We start from the raw sequence: 22,069 nt of genomic DNA on the forward strand, positions 1-22,069 counted from the left end.
TTAATTTTTAGAATTGAAAAACTTATTTATAACCAAACTAATTAAGTATTATTAAAACACTAATTCATAACTAAAATCACATAAAAACAAATTTTAATTTTAACTTTGAGAATACTTAATTTTCTAATATTGAAAAAATGGCCTTCAGCACTTCAAAAGATTTAAAACTAGCTGTTCTTATAGACGCCGATAATGTTCCCTACAGCAATGTAAAAGGTATGATGGAAGAAATTGCAAAGCTAGGAACTCCAACTACAAAAAGAATTTATGCCGACTGGACAAAACCAAATGCAAACGGATGGAAGGGCGTTTTACTCGAACATGCCATTACTCCTATCCAGCAGTACAGTTACACGGTTGGAAAAAATTCGTCGGATTCTGCCTTGATTATTGATGCAATGGATTTGCTTTATTCTGGAAAACTAGACGGTTTTTGTATTGTTTCAAGCGACAGCGACTTTACACGTTTGGCTATTCGTTTAAGAGAATCAGGCATGAAAGTTATTGGTATTGGCGAAAAGAAAACTCCAAATTCGTTTATTGTGGCCTGTGACCGATTTATTTACATTGAAGTTTTGGATGGAGCAATTCAGAAGAAGAAACCAAAAACAACTCCTTCCGACACTAAAAAACCTATTGAAAAACCAACCGAAAAAGCGCTTCATAAAGTTGATAAACAAACCATTGAACTAATCGAAACCACAATTGAAGATCTTGAAGACGACGATGGATGGGCATTTTTAGGAGATGTTGGGAATTTGATTGTTAAGAAAAAACCAGAATTTGACCCAAGAAATTATGGCTATTCTAAACTTACGCCAATGTTGAAATCATTGACTGATTTTCTTGAAATTGATGAAAGAGAATCGGACAAAAAAGGAATCAAACACGTTTACGTACGTTTGAGATTCAACTAAGTTATTGCGTTTATTATCTATTTAATTTTTTAAAAACATGAGAAAAAAATTCTTTATTTACGGATTCTTATTGTTTCTAATTGTCGCTGCAATTTATTATTACACCGGTCGTGGATTTTTACTTGTCATTATTCTTCCTGTTCTCCTAATTGTGGGAGCTTATAATGCTGCACAAGAAAAACATGCCATTTTAAGAAACTTTCCAGTTCTGGGTTATTTCAGGTATTTATTTGAAATGATAGCGCCGGAAATTCAGCAATATTTTATTGAAAGATCTACTGATGGAAAACCCTTTTCAAGGAATCAGCGCTCGTTGGTCTATCAAAGAGCCAAAAATATTGATTCGAGTACGCCTTTTGGAACACAGCAAAACTTAAACACAGAAAGCTACGAAGGAATTAAACATTCTATTTTTCCCGCAAAAGTAAATGAAGAACTTCCACGTGTTTTAGTTGGCGGAAAAGACTGTAAACAACCTTATTCAGCTTCTTTATTTAATGTGTCGGCAATGAGTTTTGGTTCTTTAAGTGAAAATGCCGTTCGTGCTATAAATATTGGCGCGCAAAAAGGAAATTTTTATCAAAATACCGGAGAAGGCGGATTAACCGAATTTCATCTTGCCGGAGGCGGCGACATCACTTGGCAAATTGGCACAGGTTATTTTGGATGCCGTGATGATGACGGGAATTTCAACCCAGAAAAATTTTCAGAAAAAGCGAATCTTCCAAATGTGAAGATGATTGAAATTAAACTTTCGCAAGGTGCAAAACCGGGTCACGGAGGCGTACTTCCCGCTAAAAAGAATACAGAGCAGATTGCTAAAATCAGAGGCGTTAAACCACATACCATGATTCTTTCTCCTCCAGGTCATCATGCTTTTTCGGATTCAAAAGGACTCATCCATTTCATAAAACAATTGCGTGAACTGTCAAACGGAAAACCAATTGGATTTAAATTATGCATTGGAAATACAGCCGAATTTGAAGCAATTTGCCACGAAATGATTGCTGAGGATATTTATCCGGATTTTATTACCGTTGACGGAGCTGAAGGTGGTACTGGCGCTGCACCGCTAGAATTTGCAGACGGAGTTGGAATGCCGTTTGAGCCCGCTTTAATTTTTGTAAATAAAACTTTGGTAGGATTAAATATTAGAGATAAAATCAGAATTATTGGAAGCGGAAAAATCATTTCGGGATATTCGATTTTACACGCCATAGCGCTTGGCGCCGATATGTGCAACAGTGCGCGAGGTTTTATGTTTTCTTTAGGCTGTATTCAGGCATTGCGCTGTCATAATAATGAATGCCCAACGGGAGTTGCAACTCAAAATAAAATGCTGATGAAAGGTTTGGTTGTAACTGATAAATCAGAACGTGTTTATCATTTCCATAAAAATACACTTCACTCTGCAAATGAACTTTTGGCCGCTGCAGGAAAAACTTCTTTTGCCGATGTTGATATTAATATCTTCATGCGAGGTGATGAGTTTACCAATTTATCCGAATTATATTTCCCTGATAACTTAACAAACGTTACCAAAAGAAATTAAACTAAAAAGCCTCTCTGAATCAGAGAGGCTTTTTACATGTATGTATTTTAAAGTAATTTTCTTTTCCAGGCATTAAAGTTTTGCAGTTTCTTTTCCGTTCCCGGCACCTGCAGAACCTTCTAAAATTGCCAATTCTTCTTTGTCAACTAGTTGTTTTGCAAGAATGATGTTATTATACGAAATAAAATAGACATCAAACTTTACACCTTCTTCGATTAACTCTTTAGAGATTTGGTCATTTTTAATCATTTCTGTAAGCAAACTTGGGAAGGTCTCCTGATATGCCGATTTGTTTTCTTCTGTTCCTTCCAAATCTGTTTCAATTCTAATTTCAATTTTATTATCATTTAAAAATGCTTTCGCGCTGGTCGACACGACATTTCCTCCTTTTATAGAAGCTGTTGTATTGTAATTACTAACGTGCTCCTGAATTTTTTGCTTAGTATTTTTGCAACTGGCAAGCACTAAAATTAAAACAAACACAAATGCGATTTGGGTAATTTTTTTCATAATTTTTTAGGTTTTTGGTTATTTTTTAACTCAAACATAACAAACTTATAACACAAAAACAACATTGGCTCAAAAAAATAAATTATATAATTATTTAATTACAAATAACATAGAGACAAATAAGACAAAATATATAAAACAAAAAACCTCTTTAGAAAGCTAAAGAGGTTTTTGAATCCTTTGAACTGCCTGATATATGAGGAGCTCCTTTATTTTATTATTTCCGAAATAGATTCTTTATCAATAATTTTCTTTGAAAGAACGGTATTATCATTGGCTAAGAAATAAGCATCAAACTGAATTCCTTCTTCAACTAAATCTTTTGGAATCTGATTTTTATTGATCATTTCCTTTAGAAGCTTTGAAAATGCCAAGTCTCCAGCCATCTTATTGGCTTGATTTTGCTCCAAGCCTGCTTCAAATCGCAATTCAATTTTATTATCGTTAATATAACCTCTTGCGGTTGTCAATGTAACATTATCGGCCTTAAAACTTGGCGCAGCAATATTATAGGCAACAACATATTCCTGAAGTTTTTGTTTGGCGTTTTTACAATTTACAGATAGTATTGCAACTGCAAAAACACAGAAAATTAGGGACATTTTTTTTATCATAACTTTAATTTTAAACGAAATAAATTTAGGAATTTAATTTAACAATCGTATCAAATTCACTTAATAAAGGGATCTGATTCAAAAAAAACGCTATTTTCTTTGCTTCATATTTTGAAGCAAAAATTCTAATGCTTTGTCCTTTAACATGTCTTTTGAGAGCGTACTGCTTTCAAATTCATAAAAAGTTTGGTAATCTCTTGTTTTACTTTGAAATCCCAGAGCATAACCATTGAATTTTTTACCTTCTTTAGAAATTTTATACGAAAAAACTTTACCCATTTCTAGATCATTCTCAACTTTTAATTTCTGAAGATTACTATATCTTTTAAGACTTTTAAGGCCATTCACTACGCTTTCTTTGGTTTCAAAATCGTGAATAAAAATCGTTAAGTTTCGAGGTGATTTAAAGGCTACACGAAGTGAGTCATCATTATTATTTTGCAAATAATATTCTTTTGAAACATTTAATTGTGTTTTTATATCAATAAAAATCAAAGAATCTTTTTTTAGCTTGCAAACTCCATAGTCTTCTTGCTCTGAAATAGTTAAACTATCTAATGTGGCGTAATCGCTATAAAATAAATTGTTAGAAAGTTTATTCTTTTGAAACTTTATAATCTGGTTATTAACTCGGTTTTGCTCAGCAATTGCCTCCACTTGATCCTGAGACATAACATAGGGGCTGACATCAACACTATTTTGTGCATTAGTACTTCTTCTGTCCATATTTGAACAAGTGTACAGTAGCCTGGCCGCGCTAACAATAACAAAAATAACACTTAAAACAGTTCTCCAGCTGGTTGATTCACCACTCATTATAATTTAAGATCTTTTTCGGTTAGAATCATACTATTAACGATCTTACCTTTTGCGTTTAGATATTCATATTTTATATCTTTAATACCGTAACGACTTACAATACCAACTACTTTTTGCACCTGACCTTCTCTTAGAATACTTTCTTTAACCAAAGAATTGGCCGCTTTATTTTTTAGTACCTCAAGTACATCTTCTGGCATTTCAACTTGATAAACAAGCTGATTTTCTTTATTAAGATAAATTTTTAAAATTTTACTTCCGTCATTATTTTTTATTGGCATGTTCTTATTCATCATAACCAATATCTGATCCAGCTGAGAACTACTGTCAGTTGCTAATGATTCTGCAGAAATTGCCGGTTTGCCACCATTCTTTTTCATTAACGCAGTCAACTCTTTCTGATCAATTTTAAATTCTGCAATCGATGTATTATCTGCTGCTAGAAAATTAACGTCAAAAACGACACCTTCCTCTACTAATTCCTTAACAGCGCGATCGGTTGAAAGTGTTTCTTTTAAAAAAGCAGGAAACATTTGTCCATAAACATATTTATTGTTTTCATTTTGCTCTATGGTAGTTTCAACATTGATTTCAATTCTTTTTTCATCATGAAATGCTTTTGCTTCTGTTGAAGTAATTATTTCATTACTGAAATTAGCTGCCGAATTATTATATGAATTTACAAAGGCTTGCGTCTTTTGTTTCGTATCCATACAACTTGACAAAGACAATAAAATCGTTAAAACAAATAAGACTTGAGTAATTTTTCTAATCATAGTTCAATTTTTTTCGTTTAAAATAATAGATATTTTACTACGAAAATAAGCAATAGTAAATCTTATCCAAATCTTTACCTATAAAATTGTAATGATTTGAACTAAAAAATAATTCCTTTAAACATTTTATAATTATTTTAGTTTTTGAAGTCTCAAAAGCGCTTCTAAATAGTAATAATCTGCGTAGTTAATAGAACAGTCAATTTCACTTCCTGCTGGTTTGTGGCCTGTTGAATGAAGTAAAAATGCAGAATTAACGTCACCGCTCTGATATTTATCTGAAAGTGAAACGATCATTTTTTTAGCTTTGGTTAAATATTCATTTTTCAGATTTTTATCTTTCGTATAAGAACTTAATTCTAAAAGCGCAGAAGACACAATCGCTGCCGCCGAAGCATCACGCGGTTCATTTGGAATATTTGGCGCATTAAAATCCCAATACGGAATCAAATCTTCTGTTGTCAATTTATCCAAATAAACTCGGGCAATTTTATGTGCAAAATCTAAAAATTTAGGATCTTTTGTTTCTCTGTACACCATTGTAAAACCGTAGATGCCCCACGCCTGGCCTCTCGCCCACATACTATCGTCACTGTATCCTTGAGCCGTTCTGCCTTTTATCTTTTTTCCCGTTTCATAATCATAAATCACAACATGATAAGAAGTATAATCAGGTCTAAAATGATTATTCATTGTTGTTTCGGCATGCTTTACTGCAATATCATACAATTTTTTACTGCCACCATTTTTAGATGCCCAAAAAAGCATTTCTAAATTCATCATGTTGTCAATAATTGTATTGTGGCCACCCATTTTATTATGAGGCCAAGATTGAATTGTTCCCACTTTCGGATTAAAAAGTGTGGCCAATGTATCAGCCGTTTTAAGGATAATTTCTTTATATTCTTTGTTTTTTGTTAAACGGTATCCGTTTCCAAAACTATTGAAAATTTGAAAACCTAAATCATGATCTCCAGCTTTGCTTACAGATAAAGGTGTTAAAAATCGGCTGAATTTATCGGCTTCTTTTTCCCATTTTTTATCTCCCGTTGCTTGATATAAATACCACAACTCTCCCGGCCAAAAACCGCTTGTCCAATCTTTATAGCCAACAAATTTCCAATCTTTGCTCCCATTTGGAACTGTTCTTGGAGAAGTTCCGTCATTCGGAATCACTTTTAATGTTTTTGATGCCTGTTCTGCGCAGTAATCAAGCTGTTTTTTAATATTAAACGAAGTGTTCTTTTGAGAGAAACCCTGATTTCCAAGTAAAAACAAAGCGGTAAGCAGAGTGAAAATTTTTGCATTCATGTGGTTATTTTTTAATAGTATAGTTTATTGAATCGATAAATTTATAAAATAAAGGGAACTTATTTTAGTGTTTGTATTTTTCATTCCCTAAAAGTGTACTATTAGGCTACTCTTTTTTGGCATCAAAGTTCAAAACTTTGACAAATAGAGCAACCAATACTAAAAAGTGAAAGATTAATTGTAGTTTTGTTTGAAGGGTAAAATCTAAAGTAAACTTGAAAAAATCCAGACTTCATTATTTCATTTTTTTTCTACTGATTGTTTTTCTCGGCATCACTTCAAGAAAAATTTCATTCATTCCTTTATGGATTGGTGATTTTCTGTATGCAGTAATGATTTATGCTCTTGTCCGAATTGTGTTTGTCTATAAAAAAGCAATTCATATAGTACTTCTTTCCTTATTGATTTGTTATGCCATTGAATTTTTACAGCTTTATCAAGGAGAATGGATTATTGAAATCAGAAAAACACTTTTTGGAAGATATGTTTTAGGCCAAGGCTTTTTATGGTCAGATATTTTTGCTTACACAGCAGGAATACTATGTATCTTTTTTATCGAAAAAATCATTTTTAAATATAGCAGTTATGAAACTCGTTTTCGCATCAAACAATAAAAACAAAATCAAAGAAATTCAAAGTATCCTAAATGGCTCAATAGAATTATTAAGTCTTGAAGAAATTGGCTGTTTTGAAGAAATTCCTGAAACCGCCGATACCATTGAAGGCAATGCTATTTTAAAAGCCAATTATGTAACCGAAAAATATGGCTACAATTGTTTTGCCGATGATACAGGATTAGAAGTCGCTGCATTAAACGGCGAACCTGGAGTTTACTCAGCACGATATGCGGGCGAGCAAAAAAATGCTGACGATAATATGAATAAACTTTTAGAGGCTTTATCAGCAGAAGAAAATCGCAATGCGCAGTTCAAAACTGTTATTGCATTGAACTTAAATGGAGAACAGCATCTTTTTACAGGTTTGGCAAAAGGAAAAATCATGCATGAAAAATCTGGAAATTATGGTTTTGGATACGATCCTATTTTTCAGCCAGAAAATTATTCGCAAACTTTTGCAGAATTATCGGCAGAAATCAAAAATAAAATCAGCCATCGGGCAAAAGCAACTGAGCAACTAATTGATTTTCTGAACACAATAAAATAATTGTTTAAAATACAACATTTTAAAGGCTAAAATTTATATTTCACGACGTAATTTTTCCGAAAATTCTTCAATCTTCTGCAAAAATCATTTTACAATAAACATAACTTTTTGATTATCAAATCATAAGAAATACATAATTCTTAAAATAGCATTAGTTTATCTGAATAATTAACAGTAATTTTGCACCCTATTTTAAATACATATATGAATAAATTTGAACAATTAGGATTGAATGAATCGTTACTGAAGGCGATTTTAGATCTAGGATTTGAGAATCCGTCAGAAGTACAGGAGAAAGCGATTCCCCTATTATTGGAAAAAGACACAGATATGGTTGCGTTGGCTCAGACAGGGACAGGGAAAACGGCAGCTTTCGGTTTTCCGCTAATTCAAAAAATTGATGCTGACAATAGAAACACACAAGCATTAGTTTTATCGCCAACACGAGAACTTTGTTTACAGATTACCAACGAACTTAAAAACTACTCAAAATACGAAAAAGGTATTAATGTGGTAGCAGTTTACGGCGGGGCTAGTATTACAGAGCAAGCTAGAGACATTAAAAGAGGCGCACAAATTATTGTAGCTACTCCGGGAAGAATGCAAGACATGATCAATAGAGGTTTAGTAAACATTAAAAATATAGATTACTGTATTCTTGATGAGGCTGATGAAATGTTGAACATGGGATTCTATGAAGACATCGTATCTATCTTATCAGATACTCCAGATCAAAAAAGCACATGGTTGTTCTCTGCAACTATGCCACAAGAGGTTGCTAGAATTGCAAAACAATTCATGAGCGAACCAGTTGAAATTACTGTTGGAGCTAAGAACTCAGGTTCTGCAACAGTTTCTCACGAATTTTACTTAGTAAATGCACGTGACCGTTACGAAGCTTTAAAACGTTTAGCCGATGCTAATCCAGATATTTTCTCTGTGGTTTTCTGTCGTACTAAAAGAGATACTCAAGCTGTAGCTGAAAAATTAATTGAAGATGGATACAGCGCTGCTGCATTGCACGGAGATTTATCTCAAGCACAACGTGATGGTGTAATGAAATCTTTCCGTGGAAGACAAATTCAGATGCTTGTTGCTACTGACGTTGCTGCACGTGGTATTGACGTAGATAACATAACACACGTTGTTAACTACCAATTACCTGATGAAATTGAAACGTACAACCACCGTTCTGGTCGTACTGGTAGAGCTGGAAAATTAGGAACTTCTATTGTGATAGTTACAAAAAGTGAGTTGCGTAAAATTTCTTCTATCGAAAGAATCATCAAACAAAAATTCGAAGAAAAAACAATTCCATCTGGAATCGAAATCTGCGAAATTCAATTATTGCACTTAGCAACCAAAATTAAAGATACTGAAGTTGATCACGAAATTGACAACTACTTGCCAGCAATCAACAATGTTCTTGAAGATTTATCTAAAGAAGAATTGATTAAGAAAATGGTTTCAGTAGAATTTAATCGTTTTATTGCTTACTATAAAAAGAACAGAGATATTTCAGCTCAATCTGGTGAAAGACGTGAAAGAAGTGATTCTGAACCAAGAGAATTCAATAATAATGGAGCAGTTCGTTATTTTGTAAACATCGGTTCAAGAGACAACTTCGACTGGATGACACTTAAAGATTACTTGAAAGAAACATTAGACTTAGGTCGTGATGACGTTTTCAAAGTTGATGTAAAAGAAGGATTCTCTTTCTTTAACACTGATCCTGAACACACTGATAAAGTAATGGAAGTTTTAAACAACGTTCAATTAGAAGGACGTCGTATTAATGTTGAAATCTCTAAAAATGATGGTGGAGGAAGACGCGATCACAACAACCGTGGTGGTGGAAGAAATTCTGGCGGACCAAGAAGAGAAGGAAACTTTGCTCCAAGACGTGAAGGTTCTGGAGGCGGATTTAGAAGCGATAGAAACGCAGCTCCAAGACGTGAAGGTTCTGGTGGCGGATTTAGAAGCGACAGAAACGCTGCTCCAAGAGAAGGCGGTTTCAGAAGAAACGAAGGTGGTTCGGACAGAGCTCCAAGACGTTCTGAAAGCTTTGGTGATTCACCAAGACCAAGAAGACCGAGAAGAGATTAATACTTTAATATCTTAAAATATAAAATCCCAAATTCCAGACATAATTGGAATTTGGGATTTTTTTATGCCAACAATCTTTTTCCTTACCACTTTTTAACTAAATACTAAAAGCAACACAGCTATCCTTTGTTAATTTTCTTATAATTAAATTCAAAGACTACGAAATATTTAATCCCGATTTATTACTTTTAGTGCTTTAAATCAGGATATGAAATATTTCGCAGTTTTCTTTTTTATATTATTTACGACTATTGGTTTTGCCCAAGAAACAGAATCAACAGCTCCACAAAGAGTTTCAGGCTATATCTTTAATGATAATACCAAACAGCCTCTTCCTAATGTAAATATCATCAATAAAAACAAAGTATTAGGCGCAAAGTCTGATGCTAAAGGTTATTTTGAAATTGATGTTCAGCAAAATGACACACTGCAATTCTCTCTTCTGGGATTTCAATCTTTACGTATCAGGGTAACCAACGACTGGATAAAAAACAAAATCACAAGAATTCAACTGACAGAAAAAGCAATTGCACTTGAAGAAGTTGTTATTGCTCCTTTCAACCTGACTGGATATCTTGAAATCGATTCAAAATTAATTCCGACAAAAGAAAACTACCGTTATAGTATTTCAGGCCTTACACAAGGTTATGAAGCTGGTGAATATGCTCCAAATGCTTTCGGGAAAGTGTTAGGATCTATTTTCAACCCCGCCGATATGCTCTATAATTTCTTTGGAAAAAATGGAAAAGAGCTCAAGAAGCTTAAAGACATGAAAAAAGATGATACCATCAGGAATCTTCTTGAAAGTAAATATGACCGAGAAACTCTTGCCCTGCTGTTAGGAATAACAAAAGAAGAAATTCCGGAGATTTTACAGCGCTGCAACTACTCAGAATCTTTTGTTCAGCAAGCAAATGACTTGCAGATTCTTGATGCTATTAGTGGCTGTTATGAACAATATAAAGTATTGAAACGTAATTAAGTTTTAATTTAAAACTCAAATATCAAAATCCTTAATTTTAATTGAGGATTTTTTTTTGTCTAAAACCGAAACTTTTAATTTTCAAATTTCATCATTTAGGATATTTTCTCCCATAAATAACGTATTAGATGCCTTTTTTTGATTAAATTAGACATTCTCACCTCTTTCCAGCAATACTATGACAGATTTAACTCAAAAAATTTTAAATTTTATTGATCTTCACAAAGGCGAAGAAAATAAAAAATCAGTAATAGAAAATATTACAGGTTCGGTATCGTTCAGAGGCTCTAATATCTGGATTTTAGCCTGCGCGATCATTATCGCTTCTGTTGGACTAAATGTAAATTCGACAGCAGTAATTATTGGAGCGATGCTAATTTCTCCTTTAATGGGACCTATTGTTGGTGCCGGTTTTGGTTTAGGAATGTACGATTTTGAGCTTTTAAAAAAATCAGTTAAAAATCTGATTATTGCCACTTTAGTGAGCTTAGCTACTTCGACGTTATATTTTTATATAAGCCCTTTTAAAGAAGCCCAATCTGAATTACTAGCTAGAACTTCACCCAATATTTATGACATTTTAATTGCTTTTTTTGGTGGATTAGTGGGTGTGATAGCCGTAACACGCGTAGAAAAAGGAAATCCGATTCCAGGAGTAGCAATTGCGACAGCCTTAATGCCTCCGCTTTGCACAGCAGGATATGGCTTGGCATTAGGAAATTACATTTACTTTTTAGGAGCCATGTATTTGTACACTATTAATTGTGTTTTTATTTGTATTGCAACTTTTTTGATTGTAAAATATTTAAAATATCCCATTACAAAACAATTGGATCAAAAACATCAAAAACGTGTCAAATATGGAATTACAATTTTAATTTTATTCTTAATTACGCCTAGTGTTTATTTTGCCTACCAATTGTACGATCAAAAAAGCTACAATTCTAAAGTAGAAGTTTTTCTTCTAAATGAATTCCACAATAGAGATTACCCAATTATTTATAAAAAAATACGATACAACTCCGATCCTAAAAAAATTGAATTAGCTTTTTTGACCAAGAAATTTAGTGACAGTGAAATTGTGGCTATAAATAAAAGATTAATAGATTACGACCTGACAAACACCAAACTGATTATTAGACAAGATACGGTTAATTTAAGCCGAGACATTATGAACCAGATTAATAATAATCAAACAGTTGTTGATAAAAAAGATATTTTAATCAACAACCTTAGAAATCAATTGTCTCAATATCAATTCAATACTAACCAAATTAATAACGAAGTTAAAATACTTTTTCCATCGGTAATTTCTATTGCAATTGGAAATTATACTATTGAAACAAAAGAGAATAAGTCTAAAATAATTCCGATAATCCTTTATCAGACACAAAAAGAGCTGGATTTACAAACTCAAAAGAAAATGAAATTGTGGATAAAAGAAAGGCTTGCCAAGGATTCAATTGAAGTATATCTGCAAAATAAATAATATAAATCAAAAATTAGCGCTTACATTTACTTGAAAATAAATAAAATAGCTAAATCAAAAAATATGTCAAAAGGTCAAGATGCTACAAAGGATCTGGGCAATTGGCTTAATGGGAAAATGTTTTTTTTTATTTGGGGATACGAAGAATGAGTTTAATTTAGTCCCAAACCCGCTGTAGTACCAGAACGTTAGTGGCAATTTAAAATGACGAAAGAATGAAAATTTCAGTAGCACAGACAAAACCAATCAAAGGAGATATTCCTGCAAATATTGAGACACATAAAAAATTGATTGCCCTTGCTATTTTGCATAATGCAGACACAATATTTTTTCCTGAACTTTCTATAACAGGTTATGAACCTGAACTTGCAAAAGAGTTAGCAAAAAATCAAGACGACAGAGAATTTGACGACTTCCAAGAAATTAGCAACAAACACAAAATTACTATTGGAATTGGTATGCCGACAAAGACAAATTCAGGAATAAAAATTAGTATGATAATTTTTCAACCAGACACACCAAGACAGATTTATTCAAAACAACAATTACATTCTGACGAATTTCCTTATTTTGTTAATGGTGAGAAGCAAATCATTTTGAAAGTTGACAATAAAAAAATTGCCCCTGCAATTTGCTATGAAAGCTTACAAACTGACCATTCAGAAAATGTAAACAAGCTTGGAGCTGAAATTTATGTGACAAGCGTTGCAAAATCACAAAATGGTATTGACAAAGCAATGCTACACTATCCAGCAGTTGCAATGAAATTTTCAATGCCAGTTTTAATGTCTAATTGTGTTGGTTATTGTGACAACTTTCAAAGTGTTGGAAAAAGTTCTGTTTGGACAAAGCAAGGTATTTTGGCAGGGCAACTTAACGAAAAATGTGAAGGGATATTAATTTTTGACACCGAAACAGAAGAAGCTATTGAACAAACAATATAAACTGCCACTAACAGCTACTACAACGGATTTGGACAATTAGCTTAATGGAAAGTTGGTTTTGTATTTAGAATATTTGTCAAATCCGAAGAATGGGCTTAATTTAGTCCCAAACCCACTGTAGTACTAGAACGTTGGCACTAAGTTTAGCAAAACTAACGAATGAATAAAATCAATTAGAAAACATATGGATTTAAAGAGACTATATTTGATAGGAATACTTTGCTTCACAATCGCGACAATATACTTTTTGTTTTTCTATTCAAGACTTCAAATAGAAGTTTACAATAAAACTGATTTTGACATCGATTCTCTAAATATTGAGGGTAAATTTTATAAAATACAAAAACGAAAATCTTTAGTTATTGATTGTGAAAAATTATCAATACAAGATAATCTTCCTTTTGGAACTCCTGATGGAATAATAAAAAATATGCAACGTGACACAATATCTTATTTTCTTTGTGGTACTGGAGTTGAAGAAATAAAAAGCGGAAAATATAAGTTTAATATAGAAGCTTTTATCGGAAAAGATTATTATAAACTTTATTGGAGCGAACATAAATTGAACATAAAAAAACCTACAGCCAACACACGTATCTAGCTACTTACAATTTTAGTGGAATTATCGTTTTTTAATTGCTATTTTCGTTGAGGCGTGAAAACGTTGTGCGTCATTTTAACCCGAAAGTAACCTGACTGACAATAATTTAGAAATATCAAATAATTGTAAAACAGAATGCTGATAGAAAAATATACATCAAATTGGATTAAAGATTTTGAGAACTTAAAAAGTGAAATTGAAAATGGTCTACACGGTCTTTATTTTGCTATTGAACACGTTGGAAGTACTTCTGTTCCAAATTTAGATTCAAAACCCATAATCGACATTGACATTATCTACTCTAAACAATTAGACTTTCAAAAAATAAAGTCAGAACTTTTGAAAATAGGATATTACCATAATGGAAATCAAGGAATTGAAGACCGTGACGTATTCAAAAGGAATAGTGGATTAACAAATGAAATATTAGACAAAATAAAGCATCATCTTTATGTTTGCCCAATTAACAGTAAAGCATTAGAAAGACACATCTTATCTCGAAATTTTTTAAGACATAATGATTCGGCAAGATTAGAATATCAACAAATGAAATACGAATTAGCCGAAAAAGCAAATCAGGATAGAAAAAAATATGCTGAACTGAAAGAACTAAATGTTAATGATTTTATTGATTCAATTATAGAAAAAGAAAAAAACGAACGCACAACAGCTAAATTAAATCTTCAATAGGTAATCCTCAATTTGTGAAAGTGAAGATTTTTTATGTTTTTTCAGTATCTTAAAACACTATATTTACCTGTAATAACTTTAACAAGCTAAGTCATGTCAAAAGGTCAAGATGCTAAAAAAACAGCAAAAAAAGAACCGTTAAAAACGGCTAAAGAAAAGAAAGAAGAAAAGAGAGAAAAGAAAAATGCTCCGAAGAGAGATTAATTAAGTTTTCAGTCGCAGTCGCAGTTTTCAGTTTACTTTCTAACTGATCACTGCGACTGCAAACTGAATACTCTATTTAACTGGTATATTCGATAGAATTTCCAATACAAATTTCCAATATTTTTGAGCAGATGAAATACTTGCTCTTTCGTCTGGAGAATGCGCTCCGTGAATAGTCGGGCCAAAAGAAATCATGTCCATATCTGGATAATTAGTTCCTAAGATACCACACTCTAAACCAGCGTGGCACGCAACAACTTTAGGCAGTTCACCATTTTGTTTCTCGTAAATCTCTTTTAAAACTTCTAGAATTTCAGAATTTACATTTGGCGTCCATCCTGGGTACGAACCTGTAAGTTCTACTTCGCATCCAACTAATTCAAAAGCCGAACGTAAAGAATTAGCCAAATCAAATTTTGAAGATTCAACAGAAGAACGCGTTAAACATCCTACTAATACTTCTCCGTCTTTGATGATTACACGAGCAATATTGTTTGAAGTTTCAACCAAATCGGCCATATCAGCACTCATTCTGTAAACACCATTTTGAGCCGCGTATATCGCTCTGATAATTCCTTCCTGAACACCTAAATCCATCACTTTTTCCGGCAAATCGCCTTTCACGATTTCAATCGATAAGTTTGGTTCAGTAGTTTTATATTCTGCTTTGATATCAGCAATAATTTCCTGCATATCGTAAACATAGGCTTCATCAAACATTTGAGAAATAATTACTTTAGCAACACTTTCTCTCGGAATTGCATTTCTTAAGCTTCCTCCGTTAACTTCAACGATCTGTAAACCAAAGTTTTCAAAAGCGTCAAATAACAAACGATTCATGATTTTATTAGCATTTCCTAAACCTTTATGAATATCCATTCCTGAATGTCCTCCGTTTAAGCCTTTTACTGTAATCGTATAACCAACAGACCCTTCCGGAACTTCTTCTTCATGATACGTTCTTGTCGCCGTAACATCAATTCCGCCAGCGCATCCAATATCAATTTCGTCATCTTCTTCAGTATCCAAATTCAGCAAAATCTGACCTTGCAAAATACCTCCTTTAAGATTTAATGCTCCCGTCATTCCAGTTTCTTCATCAATTGTAAACAAAGCCTCGATTGCAGGATGTGGAATATCTTTGCTTTCTAAAATCGCCATAATTGTAGCTACTCCAAGTCCGTTGTCTGCACCAAGAGTTGTACCGCGCGCACGAACCCAGTCACCATCAACATACATATCGATTCCTTGGGTATCAAAATCGAAAACAGTATCTGCATTTTTTTGGTGCACCATATCAAGGTGTCCTTGCATTACAATTGGCTTGCGGTTTTCCATTCCTGGAGTTGCAGGTTTTCTGATGATTACATTTCTGATTTCATCTTCAAAAGTTTCCAGACCTAAGCTATTTCCAAAGTTTTTCATAAACTCGATAACACGTTCTTCTTTTTTCGACGGACGCGGAACAGCATTTAAATCTGCAAATTTATTCCATAGCGCTTTAGGCTCCAGATTTCTAATTTCCTGACTCATTATATTTTGTTTGAAGTTTAACAATTAAGAATGTCAAAGTTACAAAGTTTATATTTTTTTCTGCCACAAATTTCACGAATTAGCACTAATTATCTGCTTTAAAATCAAATTCCACAAATACAATCTTTTTTTAGTACTAATATTGTATTTATATTTACGTAACCAAAATTTACAATGTGAAATCAAAATATATTTTGCCCTTATTTCTAGTCATTCAAATTATCTTTCTAAAAATCCTTCCCTTTTTTCCGGATTTTGTTGAAGGCGCCTATAGCAATAATCTTTATATCAGAATTTCGCATTTTTCGAGAACACTTTTGGGTAAAATTCCGTTTTCTGTTGGTGACTGTATTTATGCTATTTTAATTCTTTCCATTATCAGTTGGTTTTGGCAAATAAGAAAAACGTGGAAAACAGATTGGAAAGATCACATTCTAAAAATCTTAGGAAAAATTTCTGTTTTTTATTTTCTATTTCATGTGCTTTGGGCGTTCAACTATTATCGCGAACCATTGTTCGAAAAAATGGGAATTAAAAAAGAATATACCGATGCCGATCTATTAGCTTTTACAAAAAAACTAATTAGTAAAACCAATGAAATTCAACTTCAGCTTGCAAAAAACGATTCTGCGAAAGTAGTTTTTCCTTATTCTCAAAAAGAAGTTTTTAAAATGAATGTCAGCGGATATGATCATTTAGCAAAAGAACATCCTTATTTTAAATACGAAATTTTGAGTGTCAAAAAATCATTGTTCAGCGTTCCTTTGACTTACATGGGATTTGGCGGTTATTTAAATCCGTTTACAAATGAAGCCCAAGTAAATGACTTACTGCCAATGTATAATTTCCCCATTACAAGTTCGCATGAAATGGCGCATCAAATCGGTTTTGCAAGTGAAAATGAATGCAACTTCATTGGAGTTTTGGCAACTGTAAAAAATGACAATTTATATTATCAATATTCCGGATATAGTTTTGCTTTGCGTTATTGCCTCGGAATATGGCAGTTTAAAAACGAAAAAATCTTTAATCAATTAAAGAAAACAGTTCATGTTGGGATTTTAAAAAACTATCAAGAAAGTCATGATTTCTGGCAGAAATACGACACTGTTATTGACGAGGGTTTTCATTTTGTTTATGATAATTTCTTAAAATCAAATAATCAAAAAGATGGTATGGAAAGTTATAGCAAGTTTATTGATTTGATGATTAATTATTATAAAGGGAAAGAGTTCTGATTCTTTGCTTATGTTGCAACGAAAAATACCTAACAGGTTTTGAAAACCTGTTAGGATAATCCACTTTTAAATTAAGGCAAAACTTCAATTTCTAAACCAGAATTCCAATTTTTGTGTTCATTTTCATAATACAAATAAGCTGATGAAGCAACGCCTTTGTATTTCCCAGGAATAAGTGCTTTAAAATCAATATTTACTTTTCTTATTTCTTTGGCATCTAATTTTCTGAAATAAAGCACTAATTCATTTCCAAAAATTTCATAATAATCTACTACATTTTTCTCAATTAATTCTTTAAGCTGCCAAGGTTCTGGAGTTAAGCCTCCTGGAATTCCAATTCTGGCAATCGGGTTTGAAACTTGTTCATTGCTTTTATTCTGAATTTCGATTTCGACTCTTGCTGTTTCACTTATTTTCAGTTTACTTACCAATGATTTTGTTTTTAAATTCACTTTGCATTCTTTAGCATTATTTGGCAGTAGAGTTTGATACTGGACATAAAATAAGTAGGGAATCGATTTTTCTTCAGGAATTTGAATTGAAAATTTATTATTCCCAACATTAATCTTTAAATCTTTTAAGATCACATTTTCACTGACATCTCTTTTTGTTAAATCAATCGCTTCGTTATTGAGCTTCATAACTATATCATTTGAAATACTCGATTCAACATTGATTTTAGTAAATTCTGTAATCGCTTTCAAAGCAAGTGCCGTAGCTTGTGTAGAACCAAAACCATACGAATTTCTTGCACGCTGAATATAATCTAAAACATCGTAAATCTCTTTCAAATCCTCTTTTGCATTATTTTTCTCCTTTAATAAAGCGAGCGCATACAATGACGCAATTTCAATATTCATCGATCTGCCGTAACTGTTAATAACCGATTGTTCTGCGTAAAGCCCTTGAAATCCGAGTTTATTAACTTTTGCTCTAATCAAATCCATAAGTTGTTTGTATTCAGGCATTTTTTTAAGATTAAACGAAGCCAGAGCCAGCAAATTCATTCGGTACAAATCATTGCTTTTTAAGGCTTCGGTTAAAGCTACATTATATTGTTTCTCAATATCTACCTGCCCTATTTCAGACAAAACATAAACGATGAAAGCATTGTTTACAACATATTTGATTCCTGAAAAGCCGTATTTTGCATGGTTTTGCTTAAATCCTCCCTTATCATCTTTTCTGGAATCTAGCCAGTTCATTGATCGAATAATTAATTTTTGATCAATATTGATATACTCTTTCATTTCATGAAACTGGAGTAAGCCGTAAGCCGTCAAAGCTTCGTTGCCGGGATTACCGCCATACCATTCAAAACCGCCATCTTTTGATTCGTAATTTTTTAATTTCGTATAACCACTTTCTAAATATTTCAAAGCTCTTTCTTTAAACTCTGGAGCAGTATTTTTAAATTTCAACAACTGCATTGCCATAATATTTGGATAATTTGAAGATGAAACCTGTTCAAAACAACCTCCGGGCTCTCGCATCATGCTTTCGAGACCATCAAAAATGGAAGAAAATGGATTCAGGAATAACTTAAATCCAGAATCTATTGAACCCGGAACAACTTCTGCAACAGTAAAATCTTTTGTTTGCGATCTGCCTCCCGAAATAGCAATATTCATAGGAAAGTCTTTTGAAAATACATCAATGCTTTTTTTGATTTTTGACTTAAAATTTTCAGCATTCAGCAGAATTTCCAATGGCAACTGTTTACCTGTTTTGTCTGTCTTTACAGTTATGTTAATAGTTCTTGATTCATTTGGTTTTAAATTGATTAAGGAATCTTTCAGGATAAGATTTTGTTTATTGAAATTGACCTGGCAATCTAGTTTCAAAATTTTATCAGAATTGTTTTTTAACCAAAGTGGCAATACCATTTTGTCCTTCTGAGATGCATATAAAGGCACTTTTACATCAGTCTGAATTAAATCTTTTACTGTAAAAACAGCTTCTGCTTTCCCAACATCACCTTTATATGATATTCCTTCGGCTAAAATTTTAAAAGACGTATTATCATCTGAATTATAAAATTCAAAATGAGCCTCGCCTTGATTATTTGTCTGAATAATAGAATTCCAATAAATACAGTTTCTAAAATCGGTTTTTTCTTCGGTGATTACTGATTTGTATATTGGCGCATAAAAAGTCTCCGCTTCATTTAAATCTTTTGCTTTATATCGCTTAATTTCCTGAAATGTATAATTGTGCGTTTTGCCAAATATAATATTGGCCGGATTTGCCTTATTTTTTGTTGTAACATAAATAACTCCGTAAGCACCCGCTGACCCGTAAACGGCAGTAGCAGAAGCATCTTTTAATATTGTTACCGATTCTATAGAATTTAAAGGAAGACTGCCAAATACGGATGAATTTTCATTATTTGCATACGCAATTCCATCAACGACAATTAAGGGCTGACCACCCGATCTGTTTCCGTAAATAGATGACAATCCTCTTATAACAACTTTATCTGCCGAAGCAATCTGACCCGAAGATGACGAAATCTGAATTCCTGCGGCGCGCCCGCTCAATGCATTTGAAAAAATTTCCTGAGCAGAAATCTTCACAATTGAGCCTGTAAGTGCTTTTCTAGTTGTCATCCCGTAACCTATTGTAACAACTTCCTGTAATGCATTAGAATTAGCATCTAAAATTATACTGCTCCCAGATAATTGGACATTTCTGGTCGTTTTTTCTTTCTCTTCTGTGTACTTGTAATGTATATTTGATATTGATATATCTGTAAGGGTGTCTTTTAATTTCCAAAATTCGCGTTCATCTGTGTATGAATTTTTAATTGTAAGCTCACGATTACTTTTATGTTCAGCGATCAGAAAACCAAAATCAGAAAAATGAATTCGGCTGAATTTAAAATAACCACTTTTGTTGCTTTTTGTTTCAAAAACTTTTCCTTGATCTGTAAAAAACATCACTTTTACACTGGCCGGTTTTCCTTTTTTAGTCAGGACAAATCCTTCAATGGTATTGCTTTTTTCCGGCTGAATATTGGCTGCTTCTGACAAAAGTTTTTGTAGCTCTTTTTGATCGTATTTTCTCCATCCATGGGTATTCAAAAGCAAATCAATGGCTTTTTCTCTTTCTTGAAGCGGTTTGTTTTCATCAAAATAAAACCTTGGCTCATGAATTTTTCCTTTTAATTCAGAACCTAAAAGAAGCCACGACACTATATTATCTTGTTTGTCATCAATATACGTCAACAGCTTTGAATCGGCCACCGAAACGGAAAGATTAGACGCAATTGGCGCATTGTTTTTATCTTTTGTAACAATCGAAACTTTTACTTTTTCTCTTGGCAGATAATTTTCCTTATCAGTTTTTATTTGAATTTTAAGTCCGTCCTGATAGTTTACAAAAACCAATCTTTCAGCTACAATTTTGTCTTGAATCAATAATGAAAAAGACTGAATTCCCATTGGAAATTCTTTTGTATTGATCGAAATAGTATTCAAGCCTGGAACTAAATTCAGTACCAATGTTTTGTTAATTTTTGCCGTATTACGAACTAATAATTTTCCGGAAGCGTCTGTTGGCGCATAAATTTTCAAAAGAACATTTTCCTGATTTTTCTCTGCATTTAATACAAACAGATTTTTTTCTGCCACGGGCAATGCAATTTTTCCTTCCGATTTAAAGGGAGAAGTCACAACAGCAAAATATTTTTTATTTTCTTCTGATTTTAATGCGACGTTCCCCATTCCGTCGTGAAAACTTTTGAAATCTGTAATTTTATTCCCTTTTTCATCTTCAATAAATCCAGCAACATCCATTGGAAGCCCAAATTCATTTTTTGCTATAAAAAACAATGACGACGCTTCGTTCAGAACTAAATTACCGCTTTCTGCCAGAAACTGCAGATCAACAAAATTCAGGTTTATTGGAATAGAACGCGTAACCGATTCTTTGAAATTATCGTAATCCAGCATAACATTCAAAATTCCATCAATAGATTTTAAATTTTCTGGAAGTTTAAATTGAATCACTGCTTTTCCTAAATCATCTGTTTTTGCGTGAAGCGAATCCATTTTTGTTCCTCCAATAAAAACATCGTATTTAAAATCATAATTTTTAATAGGCTGATTTTCCAGATTTTTAAGCTCAAAATCGGCTTCACAGATTTCTCCTTTTCCGTAGGCTTTTTTGTTGAAATCTAAAGTCATTAAAATTCTTGGCGAAATCACTTTTTGCACAAAAACCGTTTTCTCAAAAATATTTTCAGCAACCTGATCCTGAATTCTTGTATAAGCCCGAATTTTATAAATTCCTGAAGCTCCATTTTCTGGAATTGCATACGATCCTACGGCATTTCCATCTTTTATAAGATAGATTTGACTGTTTATTTTCTTGTTGCTGCCGTCTAATAAATCAACATATAAATAATCGCTCAAAGTTGTGGGCCTGTTGTCACTTTTTGTTATATAGGCTTTAAAATGAATTGTTTCACCCGGAAAATACAATACGTTATTGAACTGCAAATAAACTTTTTCTGTTATTGACCATTTATACACTGCATTCCAATCACTTTCAATATTTTGAGAAAAAATAGTCTGAAACGCTAATAAAATGAATAAGTATTTTATATTTTTCATCGG

At 32.7% G+C, this 22,069-nt stretch carries 18 protein-coding genes; 11 read left to right on the forward strand and 7 right to left on the reverse strand.

What is annotated here, in order from left to right; genetic code table 11:
* Positions 1–137 precede the first annotated feature (137 nt).
* Both EV145_RS09445 and EV145_RS09450 read left to right on the forward strand, forming a co-directional pair.
* On the forward strand, positions 138–917 hold the full coding sequence (locus tag EV145_RS09445; RefSeq protein WP_133524970.1) for an NYN domain-containing protein: 780 nt from the start codon (positions 138–140) through the stop codon (positions 915–917).
* 37 nt (positions 918–954) lie between these two features.
* Entirely contained in the window at positions 955–2,469 is a 1,515-nt protein-coding gene (locus EV145_RS09450) for an FMN-binding glutamate synthase family protein (RefSeq protein ID WP_133524971.1), read from the forward strand.
* A 72-nt stretch (positions 2,470–2,541) separates the two neighbouring features.
* Here the strand turns inward: EV145_RS09450 and EV145_RS09455 are convergent, their stop codons facing one another.
* The 5 genes from EV145_RS09455 to EV145_RS09475 form a co-directional block, all read right to left on the reverse strand.
* The gene (locus EV145_RS09455; RefSeq protein WP_133524972.1) at positions 2,542–2,979 is read right to left on the reverse strand and encodes a hypothetical protein; all 438 of its coding nucleotides are present in this window, start codon (positions 2,977–2,979) and stop codon (positions 2,542–2,544) included.
* Between the two features lie 209 nt (positions 2,980–3,188).
* Positions 3,189–3,593, reverse strand: coding sequence for a hypothetical protein (locus EV145_RS09460; protein ID WP_133524973.1), 405 nt, complete (start codon positions 3,591–3,593; stop codon positions 3,189–3,191).
* Between the two features lie 90 nt (positions 3,594–3,683).
* On the reverse strand, positions 3,684–4,409 hold the full coding sequence (locus tag EV145_RS09465) for a hypothetical protein (RefSeq protein ID WP_133524974.1): 726 nt from the start codon (positions 4,407–4,409) through the stop codon (positions 3,684–3,686).
* Entirely contained in the window at positions 4,409–5,188 is a 780-nt protein-coding gene (locus tag EV145_RS09470; protein ID WP_133524975.1) for a hypothetical protein, read from the reverse strand. Before EV145_RS09470 ends, EV145_RS09465 begins: the two co-directional genes overlap by 1 nt.
* A 132-nt stretch (positions 5,189–5,320) precedes the next feature.
* The gene (locus tag EV145_RS09475; protein ID WP_133524976.1) at positions 5,321–6,499 is read right to left on the reverse strand and encodes a glycoside hydrolase family 88 protein; all 1,179 of its coding nucleotides are present in this window, start codon (positions 6,497–6,499) and stop codon (positions 5,321–5,323) included.
* A gap of 215 nt (positions 6,500–6,714) precedes the next feature.
* Between EV145_RS09475 and EV145_RS09480 the strand changes: the two genes are divergently transcribed.
* The 8 genes from EV145_RS09480 (at position 6,715) to EV145_RS09515 (ending at position 14,475) form a co-directional block, all read left to right on the forward strand.
* A complete protein-coding gene (locus tag EV145_RS09480) occupies positions 6,715–7,113 on the forward strand; it encodes a DUF2809 domain-containing protein (protein WP_133524977.1) in 399 nt (132 codons plus the stop codon).
* Positions 7,085–7,663 (forward strand): non-canonical purine NTP diphosphatase, encoded by a 579-nt coding sequence (locus EV145_RS09485; RefSeq protein WP_133524978.1) that lies wholly within the window; start codon positions 7,085–7,087, stop codon positions 7,661–7,663. The genes EV145_RS09480 and EV145_RS09485 overlap by 29 nt, the downstream gene beginning before the upstream one ends.
* 204 nt (positions 7,664–7,867) lie before the next feature.
* On the forward strand, positions 7,868–9,769 hold the full coding sequence (locus tag EV145_RS09490) for a DEAD/DEAH box helicase (protein WP_133524979.1): 1,902 nt from the start codon (positions 7,868–7,870) through the stop codon (positions 9,767–9,769).
* Positions 9,770–9,977: 208 nt separating this feature from the next.
* Positions 9,978–10,751: a carboxypeptidase-like regulatory domain-containing protein gene (locus EV145_RS09495; RefSeq protein WP_133524980.1), complete on the forward strand. Its 774-nt coding sequence runs from the start codon at positions 9,978–9,980 to the stop codon at positions 10,749–10,751.
* Between the two features lie 178 nt (positions 10,752–10,929).
* Positions 10,930–12,240: a DUF389 domain-containing protein gene (locus EV145_RS09500; protein ID WP_133524981.1), complete on the forward strand. Its 1,311-nt coding sequence runs from the start codon at positions 10,930–10,932 to the stop codon at positions 12,238–12,240.
* Between the two features lie 215 nt (positions 12,241–12,455).
* Positions 12,456–13,184, forward strand: coding sequence for a carbon-nitrogen hydrolase family protein (locus tag EV145_RS09505; RefSeq protein ID WP_133524982.1), 729 nt, complete (start codon positions 12,456–12,458; stop codon positions 13,182–13,184).
* A gap of 205 nt (positions 13,185–13,389) precedes the next feature.
* Complete coding sequence (locus EV145_RS09510; RefSeq protein WP_133524983.1) at positions 13,390–13,785, forward strand: hypothetical protein; 396 nt, start codon at positions 13,390–13,392, stop codon at positions 13,783–13,785.
* 135 nt (positions 13,786–13,920) lie between these two features.
* The gene (locus EV145_RS09515; protein WP_133524984.1) at positions 13,921–14,475 is read left to right on the forward strand and encodes a GrpB family protein; all 555 of its coding nucleotides are present in this window, start codon (positions 13,921–13,923) and stop codon (positions 14,473–14,475) included.
* Between the two features lie 276 nt (positions 14,476–14,751).
* Here the strand turns inward: EV145_RS09515 and EV145_RS09525 are convergent, their stop codons facing one another.
* Positions 14,752–16,212, reverse strand: coding sequence for an aminoacyl-histidine dipeptidase (locus EV145_RS09525; RefSeq protein WP_133524985.1), 1,461 nt, complete (start codon positions 16,210–16,212; stop codon positions 14,752–14,754).
* Positions 16,213–16,388: 176 nt separating this feature from the next.
* Between EV145_RS09525 and EV145_RS09530 the strand changes: the two genes are divergently transcribed.
* Positions 16,389–17,450 carry a DUF3810 domain-containing protein gene (locus EV145_RS09530; RefSeq protein WP_133524986.1) on the forward strand — a complete coding sequence of 354 codons (1,062 nt, stop codon included), beginning with the start codon at positions 16,389–16,391 and terminating at the stop codon, positions 17,448–17,450.
* A 71-nt stretch (positions 17,451–17,521) separates the two neighbouring features.
* Here the strand turns inward: EV145_RS09530 and EV145_RS09535 are convergent, their stop codons facing one another.
* Positions 17,522–22,066 (reverse strand): TonB-dependent receptor plug domain-containing protein, encoded by a 4,545-nt coding sequence (locus tag EV145_RS09535; protein WP_133524987.1) that lies wholly within the window; start codon positions 22,064–22,066, stop codon positions 17,522–17,524.
* Between the last annotated feature and the right edge of the window lie 3 nt (positions 22,067–22,069).

This window comes from Flavobacterium sp. 245 (assembly GCF_004362055.1).
In the GTDB taxonomy this organism is placed as follows: Bacteria; Bacteroidota; Bacteroidia; order Flavobacteriales; family Flavobacteriaceae; genus Flavobacterium.